Raw genomic sequence first — 17,063 nt, 5'->3', positions numbered from 1 at the left:
AAACAGCAATGCGGGCCGCGATGGCGGCCGCCAACAACGATGTCAGCGAAGCGGCCGTGGTGCGCAAGGTCGCGTGGCAGCTCATGCCGCTGATTATGATTTGCTACCTGTTCGCCTTTTTCGACCGCATCAACATCAGCTTCGCCAAGTTCCAGCTGCAGGGCGACCTGGGGCTGAGCGACACGGCCTACGGCTTGGGCGCCAGCCTGTTCGTGGTGGGCTACGTGCTGTTCGAAGTGCCCAGCAATATGTTCCTGTACAAAGTGGGCGCGCGGCGCTGGATCGCCCGCATCATGATCTCCTGGGGGCTGGCCACGGCGGCCATGGTGTACGTCAGCACCGAATGGCAGTTCTACGCGCTGCGCTTCCTGATCGGCGCCATGGAGGCGGGCTTCGCGCCCGGCGTGCTGTACTACCTCACGCTGTGGTTCCCGGCCAGCTTCCGCGGCCGCGTCACGTCCATGCTGTTCCTGGCGTCGGCCTTCGCCGGCCTGGTGGGCGCGCCCGCGTCCGGCCTGATCCTGGCGCACATGGAAGGCTTGCTGGGCATGCGGGGCTGGCACTGGCTGTTCATGCTGGGCGGCCTGCCGTGCATCGTGCTGGGCCTGGTGGTGCTGAACCAGATGAAGGACCGCATCGAGGACGCGCACTGGCTCACCAAGGAAGAGCAGGCCGTGCTGCGCGGCAGCGTGGCGCAGGCGGCGCCCAAGGATGGCGGCCACTCGCTGCTGGGCGCCATCAAGACGCCGGGCTTCCTGACGCTGGGCCTCGTGTATTTCCTGATCCAGATCGCGTCCTACGGCTTGAACTTCTGGGCGCCGCACCTGATCCGCAGCGCGGGCACCTTGAATCCGGCGGCCATCGGCATGCTGACGGCGGTGCCCTATGTGTGCGGCGCGATCTGCATGGTCGTCGTCGGCCGCCTGTCGGACGCCAGCGGCGAGCGCCGCAAGTTCGTGGCCGGGCTGCTGGTGCTGGCGGCGGTGGGCTTCTTCACCGCCGGCCTGTTCGACAAGCACACCACGCTGCTGGTGGTGGCGCTGGGTGTGATGGGCGCCGGCGTGGTGGCCGCCATTCCCGCGTTCTGGGCCCTGCCGCCCAAGCTGGTGACGGGCGCCGGCGCGGCCGGCGGCATCGCGCTGATCAACACGCTGGGGCAGTTGGGCGGCATCGTCAGCCCGATCATGGTGGGCCGCATCAAGGACATCAGCGGCAGCACCACGCCGGCGCTGTATGTGATCGGCGGGCTGGCGCTGGTGTGCGCCACCATCGTGATGGTCGGCCTGCCGCGGTCGCTGCGCGAGAAAGAGTAAAACCGGAAGCGACCCCGCCGCTCAGGGCATTGCGCGATTGTTGTTCAGGTCCACGATGCCCTTGATCAGGCGGTAGGCTTTCCACAGCCAGGCGCCGGCCCAGATCAGCATCGCCAGCGGGATGCCGATGATGGTCAGCCAGCACACGCCGCCGATCACCATCCACACCAGGTACCACCAGAACGAGCGGATCTGCCAGCTGTGGTGGGTGTAGACGAAGGTGCCCTCGGTCTCCGAGCGCTTGACGTAATTGATGATCAGCGGGATGAAGGAGAACGCGCCCAGCGAGAACACGAAGCTGACCGCGTGGACGATGTACAGCCACCACGCGGTGTTCTTCGCGGACTCCAGGCGGGTGTCGAAAACTAGTTCAGATGCCATGGCCAACTCCTTATCATAGTGATGTGCCAGTTTATCAACATTTCTCAATGCTGTACTCAATAAAACAACGTATGGCGAAAAATGAATCGTGCGTGCGTTTTGTTTAGATGGCAATGTTATATATTCTGAAGCACGCATCTGCCAGCCGCGCCGACGGTATGAATGTAGAGCAGAGCGAACCTGGTCTTCGGTCTTCCATCTCGCTTTGGGTACATCAAATGAAGAAAATTCTTTGGCAGTTCCTTTCCGTCCTGCTGGCCGCCGCCAGCCTGTTCTCCACGTCCGCGCACGCCGCCGGCTACACGCAAACCAAGTATCCCATCGTGCTGGTGCACGGCCTGTTCGGCTTCGACAGCATCGGCCCGGTGGACTATTTCTACAACGTGGCGCCCGCGCTGCGCAGCGGCGGCGCCCAGGTCTACCTGGTGCAGGTGTCGGCCGCCAACACCACCGAGGTGCGCGGCGAACAGCTGCTCACGCAAGTAAAGCAGATCCTGGCGGCCAGCGGCGCGGCCAAGGTGAACCTGATCGGCCATAGCCACGGCAGCCCGACCTCGCGCTACGTGGCCTCGGTGCGGCCGGACCTGGTGGCGTCCGTCACCAGCGTGGGCGGCGTGAACAAGGGTTCCAAGGTGGCGGACGCGATGCTGTCCGCGCCGCCCGAGGCGGCCACCATCGTCGAGGCCTTCGCCGGCCTGATGAGCGCCCTGGGCGGCTCGCCGGACCTGCCGCAAAGCGCCCCCGGCGCGTTGATGTCGCTGAGCACCCCGGGTTCGCTGGCGTTCAACGCGCAGCACCCGCAGGGCGTGCCCACCTCCGCCTGCGGCGAGGGCGCCTACCAGGTCAACGGCATCCACTACTTCTCGTGGAGCGGCGCGCGCATCCTCACCAATCCGCTGGACATCGTGGACCTGCATTTCCTGCTCACCACGCTGGCCTTCAACGGCGAGAAGAACGACGGCCTGGTGGCGACCTGCTCCAGCCACCTGGGCAAGGTGATCCGCGACGACTACAAGCTGAACCACCTGGACGAGGTGAACCAGATGTTCGGCCTGACCAACATCTTCGAAACCAATCCCGTCACCATCTACCGCCAGCATGCCAACCGCCTGCAAGGCCTGGGTCTGTAAGGGGCGGGCATGGCGACACGCGCAACACTGCTGGGCGGCGCGGGCGCGGCGCTCGGGCTGGGATTGCTGTACCTGTGGATGGCGCCCCGGCCGCCGGCGCCGCCGGAAGCGGCCAGGGCGGAGCCCAACCACTTCGCCTTCGTGAAGTCGATGGAGGGCACGCGGCCGGATGGCGACATCAAGCTCAATCCGGCCGACCAGTTGGTGGTCGACGCGGAGTTGGGCTATCTGTTCGACTATTACCTGGCCGGGCTGGGCGAGCGCGATCTGGCCGAGATCCGGGCCGAGATCGAGCGTGAATTGGACCGGCGCCTGAAGCCGGGGGCGGCGGTGGCGGCCAAGCGGCTGCTGTCCAGCTACCTGGAATACAAACGCGCGCTGGTCGACCTGGAGCGCACCGTCAAGGCGGGCAAGGACATCGTGCAGGCCGCGCGCGCGCGCCGCGAGGCGGTGATGGAGCTGCGCAAGCGGTATTTCAGCCCGCAGGAGATCGCCGGCCTGTTCGGCGCCACCGACGCCTACGACGCGGACGCCCTCGCGCGCATGGAGGTGACGCAGGACAAGAAGCTGAGTGAAGCGGAACGCAAGGAAAAGCTGGCGCGGCTCGATGCCAAGCTGACGCCGGCGCAGCGCGCGGAACGCGACGCGCCGGTGGCGCTGATGAAGCTGGAGGACACGGTGCGGCAGGCCAGGGCCAAGGGCGCGGGGGACAACGAGATCTACCGCATGCGGGCCGAGGCGCTTTCGCCCGAGGCGGCGGCCAGGCTGGCGGACGTGGACCGCGAGGAGGCGCAATGGCGCACGCGCATCGCGGCCTACCAGGCGGAGCGCAAGCAGTTGCTGGGCGCGGGCGAACCGGCGCTGCAGCAGTTGCGGGACGCCCGCTTCACGCCGATGGAGCAGAAGCGGCTGGGGGCCTACGAGTAGAGAGTCAGCCCAGCAAGTTCAGAATACCGTCCAGCCCCACGAAGTTCAGCGCCACGCTGGCCTGCTCGCGCACCACCGGCTTGGCGCGGAACGCGACCGACATGCCGGCCACGCTCATCATCTTCAGGTCGTTGGCGCCGTCGCCCATCACGATCGCCTCGCGCGTCGTGATGCCCAGCGAGGCGCAGACGTGTTCCACGGTGCGCTTCTTCACTTCCGCGTCGACGATCTCGCCCAGCACCTGGCCGGTCAGTTTGCCGTCGACGATTTCCAGTTCATTGGCCAGCGTGTAGTCCAGCCCCAGGCGCTCCTTCAGGCGCGCCGTGAAGAAGGTGAAGCCTCCCGACACCAGCAGCGTTTTCAGTCCGGCCTCCTTGACGGCGGCCAGCATGCGTTCGGCGCCCGGCGACAGTTGCAGGCGCTCGTTGTAAACGCGGTCCAGCGCCGACGCGTCCAGCCCCTTCAGCAGCGCCACCCGCGCGCGCAGGCTGGCGGCGAAATCCAGTTCGCCGCGCATGGCGGCCTCGGTGATCTCGGACACCTGCGCCTTCAGGCCCTGCATGTCGGCGATTTCGTCGATGCACTCGATGGTGATCAGCGTCGAGTCCATGTCCATGGCCACCAGCTTGAATTCGTCCAGCTTGTGCACGCCCATCATGTAGGTGGCGTCCAGCTGCGCCGCGTGCGCGGCCACTTCGATGGTCTGGCGCAGGGCGATGGAGTAGGTGATGCCTTCGCAGCGGATGGCGTTGTCCGAGAGGGGAACGATGCGCTGCGGCGCGGTCAGGGCGGCGATGCGCTCCAGGCGCCGCATGCAGTCTCCGGTGCCTTGCAGCACCAGGTTCATCGTATAGTCGTTTGCGTTCTTCATCGGGTCAGGCTACCAGTTGTTTGATTGCGTTTTTGATTTGCGTTACGCGCGCCGGCAGGTCCGGCATGCTCGCGGTGATTTTGAGTTTGTCCTGCCCGTTCAGCTTGATCTGCTTGTTTTTCTGGATCAGCGTGATGATGCGCATCGGGTCGATGGGCGGCATGGGCATGAACTGCAGCGTGGCGGCTTCGCCATGCGCGTCGATCTTGACGATGCCCACCGTCTTGGCGGCGATGCGCAGGCGGTGCGTCTCGATCAGGGCTTTGGCCGGCTCCGGCAGCTTGCCGAAGCGGTCTATCATTTCCTCTTGCAGGTCGTCGATCTTGTCCTGCGAGGTGCAGTTGGCCAGGCGCTTGTAGATGGACAGGCGCTCGTGCACGTCGCCGCAGAAGTCGGACGGCAGCAGCGCCGGCACGTGCAGGTTGATCTCCGTGGTGGTCGACAGCGGCGCCGCCAGGTCCGGCTCCTTGCCCGCCTTCAGCGCGCGCACGGCCTCGTTCAGCATGTCGGTGTAGAGCTGGAAGCCCACCTCCAGCATCTCGCCGGACTGGTTCTCGCCCAGCACCTCGCCCGCGCCGCGGATCTCCAGGTCGTGCATGGCCAGGTAGAAGCCGCTGCCCAGCTCCTCCATCTGCTGGATCGCGTCCAGGCGGCGCTGCGCCTGTTTGCTCAGCGACTGCACGTCGTGCACCAGCAGATAGGCGTAGGCCTGGTGGTGCGAGCGGCCGACGCGGCCGCGCAGCTGGTGCAGCTGCGCCAGGCCGAACTTGTCGGCGCGGTGCATGATGATGGTGTTCGCGGTCGGCACGTCGATGCCGGTCTCGATGATGGTGGTGCACAGCAGGATGTTGTAGCGCTGCGCCACGAAGTCCCGCATCACCTTTTCCAGGTCGCGCTCGTGCATCTGGCCGTGCGCCACGGCGATGCGCGCCTCCGGCAGCAGTTCCGTCAGCGCCGCCAGGCGGTTCTGGATGGTCTCCACCTCGTTGTGCAGGAAGTAGACCTGGCCGCCCCGTTTCAGCTCGCGCAGGCAGGCCTCGCGGATGATGCCCTCGTTCTCGCCGCGCACGAAGGTCTTGATGGCCAGGCGCTTTTGCGGCGCGGTGGCGATCACGGAGAAGTCGCGCAGGCCTTCCAGCGCCATGCCCAGCGTGCGGGGAATCGGCGTGGCGGTCAGGGTCAGCACGTCCACCTCGGCGCGCAGGGACTTGAGCGCCTCCTTCTGGCGCACGCCGAAGCGGTGCTCCTCGTCGATGATGACCAGGCCCAGGCGCGTGAATTTCACGTCGTCCGACAGCAGCTTGTGGGTGCCGATGACGATGTCCAGCGTGCCGTCGTGCATGCCCTTGATGGCTTGCGCGATCTCCTTGCCGGTGCGGAAGCGCGACATCTCGGCGATGCGCACGGGCCAGTCGGCGAAGCGGTCGGCGAAGGTCTGGGCGTGCTGCTCGGCCAGCAGCGTGGTGGGCGCCAGGATGGCGACCTGCTTGCCGCCCATGACGGCGATGAAGGCGGCGCGCAGCGCCACCTCGGTCTTGCCGAAGCCCACGTCGCCGCACACCAGGCGGTCCATCGGCTTCCCGGACGTCATGTCCTTGATCACGTTCATGATGGCCGCCGCCTGGTCCGGCGTCTCGTCGAAGCCGAAGCTGTCGGCGAAGCGCTCGTAGTCGTGCGACGAGTATTCGAAGGCGTGGCCCTGGCGCGCGGCGCGGCGGGCGTACAGGTTGAGCAGCTCGGCGGCCGTGTCGCGCACCTGCTCGGCCGCCTTCCGCTTGGCCTTTTCCCACTGGCCGGAGCCCAGCGTGTGCAGCGGCGCGTCGTCCGGCGAGGCGCCGGAGTAGCGCGAAATCACGTGCAGCTGCGACACCGGCACATACAGCTTGCTGTCCTTGGCGTATTCCAGGTGCAGGAACTCGGTCTCGCCCTCGCCCAGGTCCATGCTGGCCAGGCCCATGTAGCGGCCGATGCCGTGGTTGATGTGCACCACCGGGTCGCCGATCTTCAGCTCGGACAGGTCGCGCACCATCGACTCGACCTGGGTGACGCCTTCCTGCTTCTTCTTGCCGGCGCGGCGGCCGGAGCCGGCGTACAGCTCCGTCTCGGTGATGAACGCGATATCCAGGCCGTCGGCGGACAATTCGAAGCCGGCATGCAGCGGCGCCACGCCCAGCGCCAGCTTGGCGTCGGACTGGATGAAGCCGTCGAAGCCCTCGACCGGCGCCATGGCGAGGTCGAATTCGGTGAAGTACTGCTGCAGCGTCTCGCGCCGTCCGCTGGACTCGGCGCAGATCATCACGCGGCGGCCCGCTTGCAGCAGGTAGGAGCGCAGGTTGACCAGCGGGTCCTCGACATGGCGGTTGACGGCGATGTTGGGCACCGGCGCGGACAGTTCGGACGCCCCGGCCTCGGCGTTCTTGACGATGGACAGGCGCGGATAGGGCTTGGCCAGCGTGAAGAACTGCTCGTCGCGCAGGAAAATCGCATCCGGCGGCAGGATGGGGCGCTCCCGGTCCGCCCTCAGGAAGCGGTGGCGCGATTCGGTGTCGAGCCAGAAGCGCTTGATGGCCGCGTCGATGTCGCCCACCATGGCCAGCATGGCGCCTTGCGGCAGGTAGTCGAACAGCGTGGCCGTCTCTTCGAAGAACAGCGGCAGGTAGTACTCGATGCCGGCCGAGGCGATGCCGCTGCTGATGTCCTTGTACACCACGGCGCGCGAGGGATCGCCCTCGAACTGCTCGCGCCAGCGGCTGCGGAAGGTGGTGCGGGCCGTCTCGTCCATCGGGAACTCGCGGCCGGGCAGCAGGCGCACTTCCTTCACCGGGTACAGCGAGCGCTGGGTGTCGGCGTCGAAGGTGCGGATGGTTTCGATGGTGTCGCCGAACAGGTCCAGGCGGTAGGGCAGGGCCGACCCCATGGGGAACAGGTCCAGCAGGCCGCCGCGCACCGAGTATTCGCCGGGCGACATCACCTGCGTCACATGGGTGTAGCCGGCCAGCGTCAGTTGCGACTTGAGCTTGGCCTCGTCCAGCGACTCGCCCTGCTTGAAGAAGAAGGTGTAGGCCGCGAGGAAGGACGGCGGCGCCATGCGCACCAGGGCCGTCGTGGCGGGGACGATCATCACGTCGCACTGGCCGCTGCTGATCTCGTGCAGCGTGGCCAGGCGCTCGGACACCAGGTCCTGGTGCGGCGAGAAGGCGTCGTAGGGCAGGGTTTCCCAGTCCGGCAGCAGGTGGCAGCGCAGGCCGTCGCCGGCGAACCACGGGATTTCATCGATCAGGCGCTGGCCGTCGCTGGCGTTGGCGACGATCACGGCCAGCATCTGGCCGCGCGCCTTCAGTTCAAGGCCGGCCCGCGCCAGGGCGTAGGCGTCCGCGGAACCATACAAGGCGGGCAAGGCGTAGCGGTTGCCGGGTTTGGGAAGTGCTTTTTTTATTTCAAAGGACATCGATGACATCGGTGAACGGTTGAGCGCAAGGGAACGGTCCCTGTGCGCTCCGTGCATTATAGACGATGCCCGTTGCCGGCGTGATGCATGGGAACGCGCTTAGAACGCGTACTTCACGCGCAGGCCCGCATAGCGCTGCGAGTTGCGTGGCAGCATCTGCGTCAGCACATGCGAGCCGCCATGGAAGTTGTAGTTGTCGGCGATGAACGACGAGTAGCTCTTGTCGAACAGGTTGTTCACATACAGCGTCACCTTGAGGCTTTGCGTGGGATCGCTGAACCCCACGCTTCCGTTCACCACGCCGTAGGCCTTTTGCGTGGCCAGCGGGTTGTTTCCCAGATCGAAATTGACCTCGGACTGGCGCTGGTAGTTGAGATTGGCGACACCGCTGTAGCCGGAATCGGCCAGCGGGAAGTTGTACGTCGCTCCCAGCGTGACCTTCAGCCTCGGCGCGTTGGCCAGCCGCTTGCCGGCCAGGTCCTGCACCGACACGCTGCCCACCCGGCGGCAGCCCTCGGCCAGGGTTTGGCCGGGGTAGCAGTTCGCCATCGGGAATTTCTTGATCATGGCGTCGACATAGGCGACCGAGCCTTCCAGCATCAGCGTGTTGACCGGCTTGGCCGCCACCTCCAGTTCCACGCCGCGGGTGCGCAGCTCGCCCACGTTGGTGACGGCGTTCTGCGTCACGTTCGTCACCGGGTCGAAGCGCGAGGACTGGGCCTGGAAGTCCTGGTAGTCGGTATGGAAGACGGTGGCGTTCACCTGCAGGCGGTTTTGCAGGAAGCGGCTCTTCATGCCGATCTCGTAGGCCTTCGAGGTTTCGGGCGCCACCGGCAGCCGCACGCGCGACTGGTCGAATCCCGTTGAGATGTCGTAGCCGGCACCCTTGTAGCCGGTCGCGAAGGAGCCGTACACCATCACGGCCTTGGCCAGATCCTGTTGCAGCGCCAGTTTGCCGGTGACCGCGTTGTCGCCGCTCTTGCCGGCGAAGTGGACCGGGGTGGCCGGCACGCGGTTGGTGAAATCGACGTCGATGGTTTCGCGGTTGAAGCGCAAGCCGGCGTTCACGCGGGTACCCTTGGCCAACTGGTAGTCGGCCTGGGTGAAGGCCGCCAGCGTGCGGTTGCCGGCCCGCGCCTCCCAGTTCGCCACCGACAGCGTGGGGCCGCGGGTGAAGCCGCGGTCGTTGCCGGAATCGGAGAAGTACAGGCCGCCCAGGTAGTTCAGCACGCCCTCGCCGCTGGAGGCGAGGCGCAGTTCCTGGGTCAGCATCCTGGAATGATAGGGGCCGCCCTGCGTGACGCCGCCGTGGCTGACGCCGCGGGTGAGGGCGGCCAGCAGGTCGACGGCGCCGCCGTCGTAGTCGGCCAGCAGCGCGTATTTCCAGTCCTGATAATTGGTCACGGAAGTGAGCGTATGGCGCTCCAGCTTCCAGTTCAGCGTGCCGCTCAGGCTGGCGCTCTGGTTGTCCGCATAGCCGGGCGTATCGATGCGCACGTTGCGGTTTTCCGGTCCCGGCGTCACGCCGGCGAGCGTCGGCTCGAGCGGAGCGACGTTTTGCTGTTTCGCGCCGGGCGGCACGGCCAGCAGTGTCAGCACCGGGCCTTCGACATGGCGGGTGTTGTAGTCGGCGATCAGCTTGCCCTGCAGCGTGGCGGAAGGCTTGAAGTCCAGCCGCGCGCGCACCCCCTTGGCGCGGTCGCCATTGAGGCCGGTGCCCAGCGTCAGGTTGTTGATGTCGCCATCGCGTTGGCCGGTGTAGGCGTTGATCCGGAACCCCGTCCGCTCGTCGAGCGGCCCTGAGACGCTCGCCTCCAGGCGGCGCTCCTTGTCGCTGGTGAGGGCCAGTTGCACGTGGCCCTGGAGGGTCTCGGCGGATTCCTTGGTGACCACGTTGATGACGCCGGCGGACGAATTCTTGCCGAACAAGGTGCCCTGGGGACCCCGCAGCACTTCCACGCGCTCGATGTCGCTCAGGTTGGAAAACGCCTGCAGTTGCTGGATCGCCGGCACGTCGTCGACGATGACGGACACCGCGGATTCGATGCCGATGCTGAAGGCGAAGGTGCCGATGCCGCGCAGGGCGATGGTGTTGTTGTTCGGATTCTGGTTGATCGTCATCGCGGGCGCCACGCGGGTCAGGTCGCTGAAGTCGACGATCTGCTGGTTCTCGATGGCCCGGGCGTCCACCGTGTTCACCGCGACAGGGACGTTTTGCATCGACTGCGGGCGTTTCTGCGCGGTGACGACCACGCTTTGCAGGCCTTCCTCGGCTTTGGCGGCGGGGCCCGCGCCGGTCTGCGCGTGGGCCGGCGCGGTGGCGGCGAGCGCCAGGACGGCGACCGCGTGGGCGATCGTGGTGAGGGGCGGATGGCTGGTTCGGCTGGCGTGCATGGTCATTTTCTTCTCCTGTGTGCGTCGCCCGGCTGCGATGGCTGGGCGCTCAGATTGTGCTACTAATGCGCTAATATATTAGTTAGCGCGAGCACAATAACCCATTGCCCGGCTCGCCGCGCAGGGAGGGCGCAAATTATCAGGGTTTTGATTGTTACGGTTGTTACCGCCTGGATCGGAAGGCGCCGGCGCCGTCCATCGCTGGACCGCCACCGGCGCCTCCGGTCTCCTTGTTTCTTAATTACTCAAGCGCAGCTGCAAGCCTGTATCGGTATAGACCGCTTCCGCCTTGAAACCACTGACGGTAATGGTGTCGAACCTGCCTTTCAGGCCGGCGGCGGCGATGACGTGCAGCGTGTCGCCCGCGGCCGGTTTGTAGCCGTTCTGGAAACCGATGGCCAGGGCGCCGCCGGCCACCGTCATCACACCCGCCACCGTCATACGCCCCTGCTGCGCGCCGCCCAGTTTCAATTCGAGGTTGCCCGTGGCCAGTTGCGTGTATTTTCCCGCCAGGGCCAGGCCGGACCCCGCGCTGCCGACCAGCGTGCCGCCGCCGACGTAAACGTCGCCCTTGCCGAAGGCGGTGCTGGCGCTGCCTTCCAGACGTCCCGCCTCGAGCTGGGTGCCGCCGCTCCAGGTGTTGTTGCCGCCCAGCTTGAGCGCGCCCGTGCCTTGCTTGACCAGCTTGCCGGTGCCGGAAATGTCGTTGCGCCAGTGGTCGACGGCGTGATAGCCGCCCTTGGCCGCGTCCATGGCCACTACCACGTTGCCGGTGAAGGCGCCGTAACCGTCCGCCGCGGCGAACAGGTTCAGGCGGCCCCAGCCTTCAGCGTCGTCCAGCAGGGGATAGCCGGAAGGCAGCGCCGTGGTTTTCAGCACCACGCGGCGCTGGACGTCGCTCAGGTAGGGCAGGCGGGTTTCCAGCAGCACTTCGGCGCCTTTCGGCACCACGGCGGCGGCGGTGGTGGCGCCGGTCGGCGCGAAGCCGAAGGTCAGGCGGCGGAGGTAGGCGGCCTTGTTGCTCGCGTGGTCGGAAAAACGGTCGTTCGCGGCGGTGCCGGAATGGGCGAAGTCGTGGAAGTTCGCGGCGGTGGTGCCGGTCCTGGCCATCAGGGCGGCGTGGGCCTGCGCGACGGCTGCCGCCTTGGTGGCCGCGTTGGCCGGATCGGCCAGGTTGGCCGCCGCCACGGCCTGCGCCTGCACACGGCCGCTGATCACGTCCAGCGGCGAGTGCATGCCGGAGAGGATGCGGTTTTCGCCCAGCTCCAGGCCGCGCGTGATGATTTCCTGGTAGCGTTCAGGCAGGGCGTAGGCCATGCCCAGCGCGCCGCGCACGGCTTCGGCGGAATGGCCGCTGGTGAAGCCGCCGTCGGTGCCGGGCGCGGCGCTCTTGGCCGGCACCAGGGCCGGCAGCACCGCCACGCTGGCGCTCCAGCGGTATGGACGCGCGTATTTGAAGAAGCGCTTGGCCGGTTCGGTCGAGCCGTTGTTGCCCATGGCGTTGACCAGGGTGACCACGGTGCCGAATTCGGCGTTGGCGCCGCCGGCGACGCCGGTGTTGTTCCCGCTATCGTTGTACAGCACCGTGGTGGCGTCGGCGGGGACGCCGGTGATGCTGGTGGTCTGGCGCGCGGCGCCGCGCCAGGCCTCGGTCAAGGGGCCCATGCCGTCGGTCAGGCTGTAGCCCTTGCCGCGGCGGTCGTCCAGGTAGGCGGCCAGTTCCTGGGCCGGGGTGCGGCCGGCGGTGGCCTTCACCACGTAGTCTATATTGGCGTTGTGCACTCCGGCGTTGACGATGGTGCCGCCCGGCGTGCCGTCGTTGGGGACGCCGGTCCAGGTGGAGGCGGTGACGGCGGGGAAGTCGCCGACGGCGGGCGCGGTGACGCCGGCGTCGACGATCTCGGTGAGGGGCTTCCAGATGTCCAGCATGCCGATCAGCACGCGCACCCCGGCGTTGGTGGCGGCGGTTGCGTAACGCGCGTCGCCGCGCTGGTTGGTCGCGACATTGTCGACGAAGGCCGGCACCGCCGCCACCGGGGCCGTGTCGGCGGCGCCCTGGTCGGGTGGCGGCGCCGGAATGCTGGGTTGTTCAATGCTGTGGTCGGTGCTGCCGCAGGCGGTCAGCGCCAGGATGGCGCTGATGGCGAGGGTCAGCGGCAACCGGCGCAGCGGATTCAGTTCTTGCATGGTCATACCTTCACTTGGTGGCTGGGAAAAAACTTCCCGCATGCTACCGGCGCAATGTGACGGTCATGTGACCGCTACCACCGCGTGAAGATATGCCGGGGCGCCGGAGGCGCCCGTCCACCGCTTAGTCCAGGATGACGCGTCCGTTCAAAGACTGCACCGGACGGTTGTTGGGATGGTGTATCAGCGCGGCGAACGACGCCACCTGTTCCTTCGAGACCGTGACCGGGGCCTTCATCACCAGCCAGCGCACGCCTTCGGAGCACGGCGGGGTGGTCAGGGAGCCGCTGAAGCGGTAGTAGGCGCGCTTGGCCGGCAGCAGGGCGGCGGCGCTCAGCGGCGCGCCCAGGGCGGCCTTGGCGCCGGCTTCCTTCGGCAGTTGCGGCCACAGGGCCGTCAGGGCCTTGTTCTCGGCGCCTTCCTTGAACATCACGGCCACCACGGCCAGGTTGCCGTCCTTGTCGGCGTGCACCAGGTGCACCTCCAGCGGGTAGGACTGGCCCTTGATCAGGTTCTCGCTGGGGGCGTGGAAGTGGTATTGCTTCAGTTCGAAGCGTTCACCGTCCAGCATCAGCGAACTGCCCGGCTGGAAGCCCACCTGCAGCGTGTGGCCGTTGTTGAGCACTTCGTTGCCGCCGGCGTGGTAGTCCATCTTCAGCGGCGTCAGCGCGGCGTGGATGGTGCCTTTCACATCGACCGGGGACTGGTTCTTGCCGGAGCAGGCGTAGTTGTCCGGGCTGAGCTTGGCCCACTGTTCGGGGCCGGCTTCGCCCTCGTAGGTCCAATGGCTGCCGTCTCCCGCCATGGCCGCGCCGGCGGCGCAGGCCATCAGTGCTGCGATCGCAAATCGTTTCAATTCGAGCTCCTAGTCTGTTTTGTAGGTGCCCCACACGCACATGTGGTGGGGCAACTTTATTGTAGACACAGGCCGGCCGCGAAGTATATAAGGGTTGCTACTAGTGCTAGCGCCGCGCGCTTATCATTTTGGCAGGTTTGCGATGCCGAATGGGACGTGGACCATGGGGATGGTGCCGCCCTCGGACTTGAGGTGGCCGAGCTGGTCGTCGAAGAAGATGTGGGGTTTGAGGATGGACAGCACGCGCGCCTTGTCCATTCCGCCCAGGAAGAAGGTCTCGTTGGCGGACACGCCCCAGTCCTTCAGCGTGGTCACCACGCGCTCGTGCGACGGCGCGCCGCGGGCGGTGACGATGGCGATGCGCAGGATGCGGCGGTAGTCCGGGTCGCGCCGCACGGCCATGGATTCGAGGCGCTGCATCAGGTGCAGCTTCTGGAACAGGTCCGCCAGCGGACCGGGACGGTGCGGCGTGGCCACGTGCCGCGTTTCGTGCGCGTGGAACTCCAGCACGTCGTTGTTGCGCTTGAAGACGGTCTCGGATTCGTCGTCGGCGATCACGCCGTCGAAGTCGAAGGCCACGCGCAGTTCCATGTCGTCCTCGTCGTCCTCGATCAGGGAGGGCAGCACCAGGCCGGCGGGGAGCTTGTTGGCGAGGGCGTTCTGCACGTCCTCTCCGTTCGCGCTGAGGAACAGCGAGGCGTTGAAGGCGGGCAGGTAGGCGTAGGGCGACTTGCCGGTGACGAAGGCGGCGCGCGTGATGTCCAGACCGTAGTGGGCGATGGACTTCATCACGCGCAGGCCGGTTTCCGGCGAATTGCGCGACAACAGCACCACTTCGACCGGCGCCTGCTTGATGAAGTGCTTGTTGATGTTGAGGAAGCGGCGGATGAAGGGGAAGGCCACGCCCTTGCCCAGGATCTCGTCGATGTGCGCTTCCTGATACTTGCGGTATTCCTCCTCGCCGCCTTCCTCGTATACCTTGTGCGAGGCGGAGAGGTCGAACAGCGCGCTGGAGGCGATGCCGATGACCAGCTTGTTCTGGATGGGGAAGGACATCAGTTTTTGACCAGCCGGATCACGCCGGTGACCTTGAAGTGGATGTCGCCGTTCTCGCCGGGCGTGGTTTCGATGTGCAGTTCGCGGATGCCCTGCTGCGCGGCGCTGGTGGCGATCTGGCCTATCGTGTTGGCGATCAGCGTCTGTTCGACGTCGGGCAGGGCGGGCATCGGCGGCGGCGGCACGGGGCCGAGCGGACGGACGATGGTGGCGTCGGGGTTGTCGGCGGCGTGGCCGATGTATTGTCCGACGTGCTGGCCCGGGGCCGCTCCGGCGGCCGCGTCGAACGGGGAGCCCGGCGCCGGGCGGGCCGGCTGCGCGGCGGCCACTTCGGGCGGCCGCGTCGCCGCGGCTGGTGGCAGGGTGGAGCCGGCCGGCGGCGGCATGGTCGATCCGGCCGCGGGCGCGGCCGCCATCCCGGCCGCCTGTCCCGCCGCCCGCGGGGCCGGCGCGGGGCGGCTGGCGGCGGTGGGCGGTATCGTGTCGGTGTGCGCCGTATCCGGCTGCGCGGCGCCGAAGAACTGGTTCACCATCCAGCCGAACTCGCGCCGCGTGGTCACGCAGTAGACCGGCTTCGAGCCCGGGAACACGCGCTGCACGGCGCCGCTGGCCTTGAGCTGGTCCGGGTCCACGGCCAGCACGTACAGGCCGTTGCGGCCCTCCTCGATCGGCATCCACTGGTTCTGCACCACGTATTCGCGGTTGAAGCTGTCCAGCAGGCCGTGCGGGCGGCGCCGGTCGACCTGGAACATGAAGTAGGGCACGCCGAAGAAGTCGGCCAGCGCGCGGCCCACCACGCCGGGCTTGATCGCCAGTTCGTCCAGCAGCACGTCCTCGATGTCGACGTTGCGCGCGGCGGCGTTGCGCATGGCCAGGTCCAGCTGCACGCGCGGCAGCACGGTCTCGGACAGCATGGCGGCGAAGCGCCCCCGTTCGCGCGTGGGCGCCTTGTGGCTGTGCAGGAAGGCGATGGCCAGCGACCCGCAGATGTGCTGCACGCCTTCCTCCACCATGGCGTCGAACGGCCCGCCGTTGCGGTTGTTGATCAGCTGGAGCACGCCCAGCACCTCGCCCTTGTCGTCCAGGATGGGCGAGACCAGCATCTCCTTGGTGCGGTAGCCGGTGCGGCGGTCCACGCCCTGCTGGAAGCACAGGTCCATGTCGTGGCGGCGCAGCTCGGCCTCGTCGTACACGTCCAGCAGGTTGAGCATGCGGCGCGACAGCGCGGCGTAGCCGGCGATGCTCTGCGCCGAAATCGGCAGCTTGAGCTGCTTGAACGAGGCCAGCCCGGTCTTCACCTTGGACACCATGCTGGCCTTGTCGTCCGACAGCGAGTAGATCGTCAGGCGGTCGCCGCTGAACAGTTCGCACAGCTCGGCCGACATGTCGAGCATGATGTCGTCGATGTCGTTGGCGGCGTGGATCTTGTTGGTCAGCAGTTGCAGCTGCTTGAAGAATTGCAGGCGGTCTTCGGCGGACGTCATCTACGCTACTCGCCTGTGCGCATGCCGGGCACGCCGTTGATGCCGGTGATGACGGTGGCGTCCGGGTCCGAGGCTTCCAGCGCGGCGTTGCGCGGCAAGAAGGGGTTCACCTCGCGCGCCTGCGGCGGCATGGTGTCGTTCACGCCGATGGTCTCGCCGTTCAGCGCGCGGCGCAGGTCGTCGCGGAAGTCGCGGGCGGACGGGTAGCGGTCCTCGGGCCGCTTGGCCAGCGCGCGCAGCACCACGCGGTCGAACATGGGGCTGATCAAAGGGCTCAGGGAACTGGGCAGCTCGGGCTGGCCGTACACGATCTGCTGCTGCACGGCGAACAGGCCCTGGCCCTTGAACGGCTTTTCGCCGGTCAGGAACTGGTACAGGATGATGCCGACGGCGAAAATGTCCGAGCGCGGGCCCACCGCCTGGCCGGTGATCTGCTCCGGCGACATGTAGCTGGGCGTGCCGACCATGGTGCCGGCCTCGGTGTGGTTGGCGTTCACGTCCTGCATGCGCGCCACGCCGAAATCGGTGAGCTTCACGCGCAGCTGGCCGCTGAGCATGACGTTGGCCGGCTTGATGTCGCGGTGGATGATGCCGTGCTGGTGGGCGTAGTCGACGGCGTCCAGCAGCTCGCACGTCATGCGCACCGAGTCCTCCAGGGTGAAGTCGAGCGTGAACACCTGGCTATCATCGAAGTAGCTGCCGAGCTCCTCGCCGGCGATCAATTCCATCACCAGGTAGGCCACGCCGTTCTCCTCGCCGAAGTCGTACACGGTGACGATGTTGGGATGGTTCAGGCGCGCGACGGCCTGCGCCTCGGTGATGAAGCGAGACGCGTACTCGGCGCGCAGGGCGGGATCGTCGATGCGGCTCATCTGGATCACCTTGATGGCGACGCGCCGGTTCAGCTTGGGATCGACGCCTTCATAGACCAGGCCCATCGCGCCCCGTCCCAGCACGCGCAACAATTGATACCGGCCTAGCTGCTTCAATTCGTTCATTGGTCTATCGAATACGGG

General features: G+C 66.8%; 12 protein-coding genes. 3 read left to right on the top strand and 9 right to left on the bottom strand.

The window, feature by feature from the left end:
• Window positions 1-8 precede the first annotated feature (8 nt).
• Entirely contained in the window at window positions 9-1,313 is a 1,305-nt protein-coding gene (locus BM436_RS22225) for an MFS transporter (RefSeq protein ID WP_093557719.1), read from the top strand.
• A 21-nt stretch (window positions 1,314-1,334) separates the two neighbouring features.
• Here BM436_RS22225 and BM436_RS22220 read toward each other — a convergent pair whose 3' ends face one another.
• Window positions 1,335-1,694, bottom strand: a complete 360-nt coding sequence (locus tag BM436_RS22220) for a DUF4870 family protein (protein ID WP_093557718.1) — start codon at window positions 1,692-1,694, stop codon at window positions 1,335-1,337.
• 218 nt (window positions 1,695-1,912) lie between these two features.
• On the opposite strand from BM436_RS22220, the gene BM436_RS22215 reads away from it, so the two are divergent.
• Window positions 1,913-2,824, top strand: a complete 912-nt coding sequence (locus BM436_RS22215) for a lipase family alpha/beta hydrolase (protein WP_093557717.1) — start codon at window positions 1,913-1,915, stop codon at window positions 2,822-2,824.
• Between the two features lie 9 nt (window positions 2,825-2,833).
• A complete protein-coding gene (locus tag BM436_RS22210; protein WP_093557716.1) occupies window positions 2,834-3,751 on the top strand; it encodes a lipase secretion chaperone in 918 nt (305 codons plus the stop codon).
• A 4-nt stretch (window positions 3,752-3,755) separates the two neighbouring features.
• Here BM436_RS22210 and serB read toward each other — a convergent pair whose 3' ends face one another.
• The 8 genes from serB to BM436_RS22170 all read right to left on the bottom strand — a co-directional run bounded on the left by serB (window position 3,756) and on the right by BM436_RS22170 (window position 17,045).
• Window positions 3,756-4,622 carry a phosphoserine phosphatase SerB gene (gene serB / locus BM436_RS22205; protein ID WP_229490602.1) on the bottom strand — a complete coding sequence of 289 codons (867 nt, stop codon included), beginning with the start codon at window positions 4,620-4,622 and terminating at the stop codon, window positions 3,756-3,758.
• Window positions 4,623-4,626: 4 nt separating this feature from the next.
• Window positions 4,627-8,127 (bottom strand): transcription-repair coupling factor, encoded by a 3,501-nt coding sequence (gene mfd / locus BM436_RS22200; protein WP_371859658.1) that lies wholly within the window; start codon window positions 8,125-8,127, stop codon window positions 4,627-4,629.
• A gap of 42 nt (window positions 8,128-8,169) precedes the next feature.
• Window positions 8,170-10,470 (bottom strand): TonB-dependent receptor, encoded by a 2,301-nt coding sequence (locus BM436_RS22195; protein ID WP_229490600.1) that lies wholly within the window; start codon window positions 10,468-10,470, stop codon window positions 8,170-8,172.
• Window positions 10,471-10,701: 231 nt separating this feature from the next.
• Window positions 10,702-12,651 (bottom strand): phosphatase PAP2 family protein, encoded by a 1,950-nt coding sequence (locus BM436_RS22190; protein WP_229490598.1) that lies wholly within the window; start codon window positions 12,649-12,651, stop codon window positions 10,702-10,704.
• Between the two features lie 124 nt (window positions 12,652-12,775).
• Window positions 12,776-13,507: a carbonic anhydrase gene (locus tag BM436_RS22185; protein ID WP_229490596.1), complete on the bottom strand. Its 732-nt coding sequence runs from the start codon at window positions 13,505-13,507 to the stop codon at window positions 12,776-12,778.
• A gap of 123 nt (window positions 13,508-13,630) precedes the next feature.
• Window positions 13,631-14,563, bottom strand: a complete 933-nt coding sequence (locus BM436_RS22180; RefSeq protein ID WP_093557712.1) for a 5'-nucleotidase — start codon at window positions 14,561-14,563, stop codon at window positions 13,631-13,633.
• Window positions 14,563-16,047, bottom strand: a complete 1,485-nt coding sequence (locus BM436_RS22175; RefSeq protein WP_093557711.1) for a GAF domain-containing protein — start codon at window positions 16,045-16,047, stop codon at window positions 14,563-14,565. The genes BM436_RS22180 and BM436_RS22175 overlap by 1 nt, the downstream gene beginning before the upstream one ends.
• 5 nt (window positions 16,048-16,052) lie before the next feature.
• Window positions 16,053-17,045, bottom strand: coding sequence for a serine/threonine protein kinase (locus BM436_RS22170; protein ID WP_093557710.1), 993 nt, complete (start codon window positions 17,043-17,045; stop codon window positions 16,053-16,055).
• Window positions 17,046-17,063: the final 18 nt, after the last annotated feature.

This window comes from Pseudoduganella namucuonensis, assembly GCF_900116645.1.
GTDB classification, from domain to species: Bacteria; Pseudomonadota; Gammaproteobacteria; order Burkholderiales; family Burkholderiaceae_D; genus Rugamonas; species Rugamonas namucuonensis.
Note: the sequence above shows the minus strand (reverse complement) of the source record. Positions and strands in the feature narration are given on the sequence as shown.

Coding starts and splice junctions, on each gene's coding strand:
- BM436_RS22220 (WP_093557718.1), bottom strand. CDS start 1,694: ATGGCATCTGAACTAGTTTTCGACACCCGCCTGGAGTCCGCGAAGAAC.
- BM436_RS22180 (WP_093557712.1), bottom strand. CDS start 14,563: ATGTCCTTCCCCATCCAGAACAAGCTGGTCATCGGCATCGCCTCCAGC.
- BM436_RS22190 (WP_229490598.1), bottom strand. CDS start 12,651: ATGCAAGAACTGAATCCGCTGCGCCGGTTGCCGCTGACCCTCGCCATC.
- BM436_RS22195 (WP_229490600.1), bottom strand. CDS start 10,470: ATGACCATGCACGCCAGCCGAACCAGCCATCCGCCCCTCACCACGATC.
- BM436_RS22225 (WP_093557719.1), top strand. CDS start 9: ATGCGGGCCGCGATGGCGGCCGCCAACAACGATGTCAGCGAAGCGGCC.
- BM436_RS22175 (WP_093557711.1), bottom strand. CDS start 16,047: ATGACGTCCGCCGAAGACCGCCTGCAATTCTTCAAGCAGCTGCAACTG.
- BM436_RS22170 (WP_093557710.1), bottom strand. CDS start 17,045: ATGAACGAATTGAAGCAGCTAGGCCGGTATCAATTGTTGCGCGTGCTG.
- BM436_RS22215 (WP_093557717.1), top strand. CDS start 1,913: ATGAAGAAAATTCTTTGGCAGTTCCTTTCCGTCCTGCTGGCCGCCGCC.
- mfd (WP_371859658.1), bottom strand. CDS start 8,127: ATGCACGGAGCGCACAGGGACCGTTCCCTTGCGCTCAACCGTTCACCG.
- BM436_RS22210 (WP_093557716.1), top strand. CDS start 2,834: ATGGCGACACGCGCAACACTGCTGGGCGGCGCGGGCGCGGCGCTCGGG.
- serB (WP_229490602.1), bottom strand. CDS start 4,622: ATGAAGAACGCAAACGACTATACGATGAACCTGGTGCTGCAAGGCACC.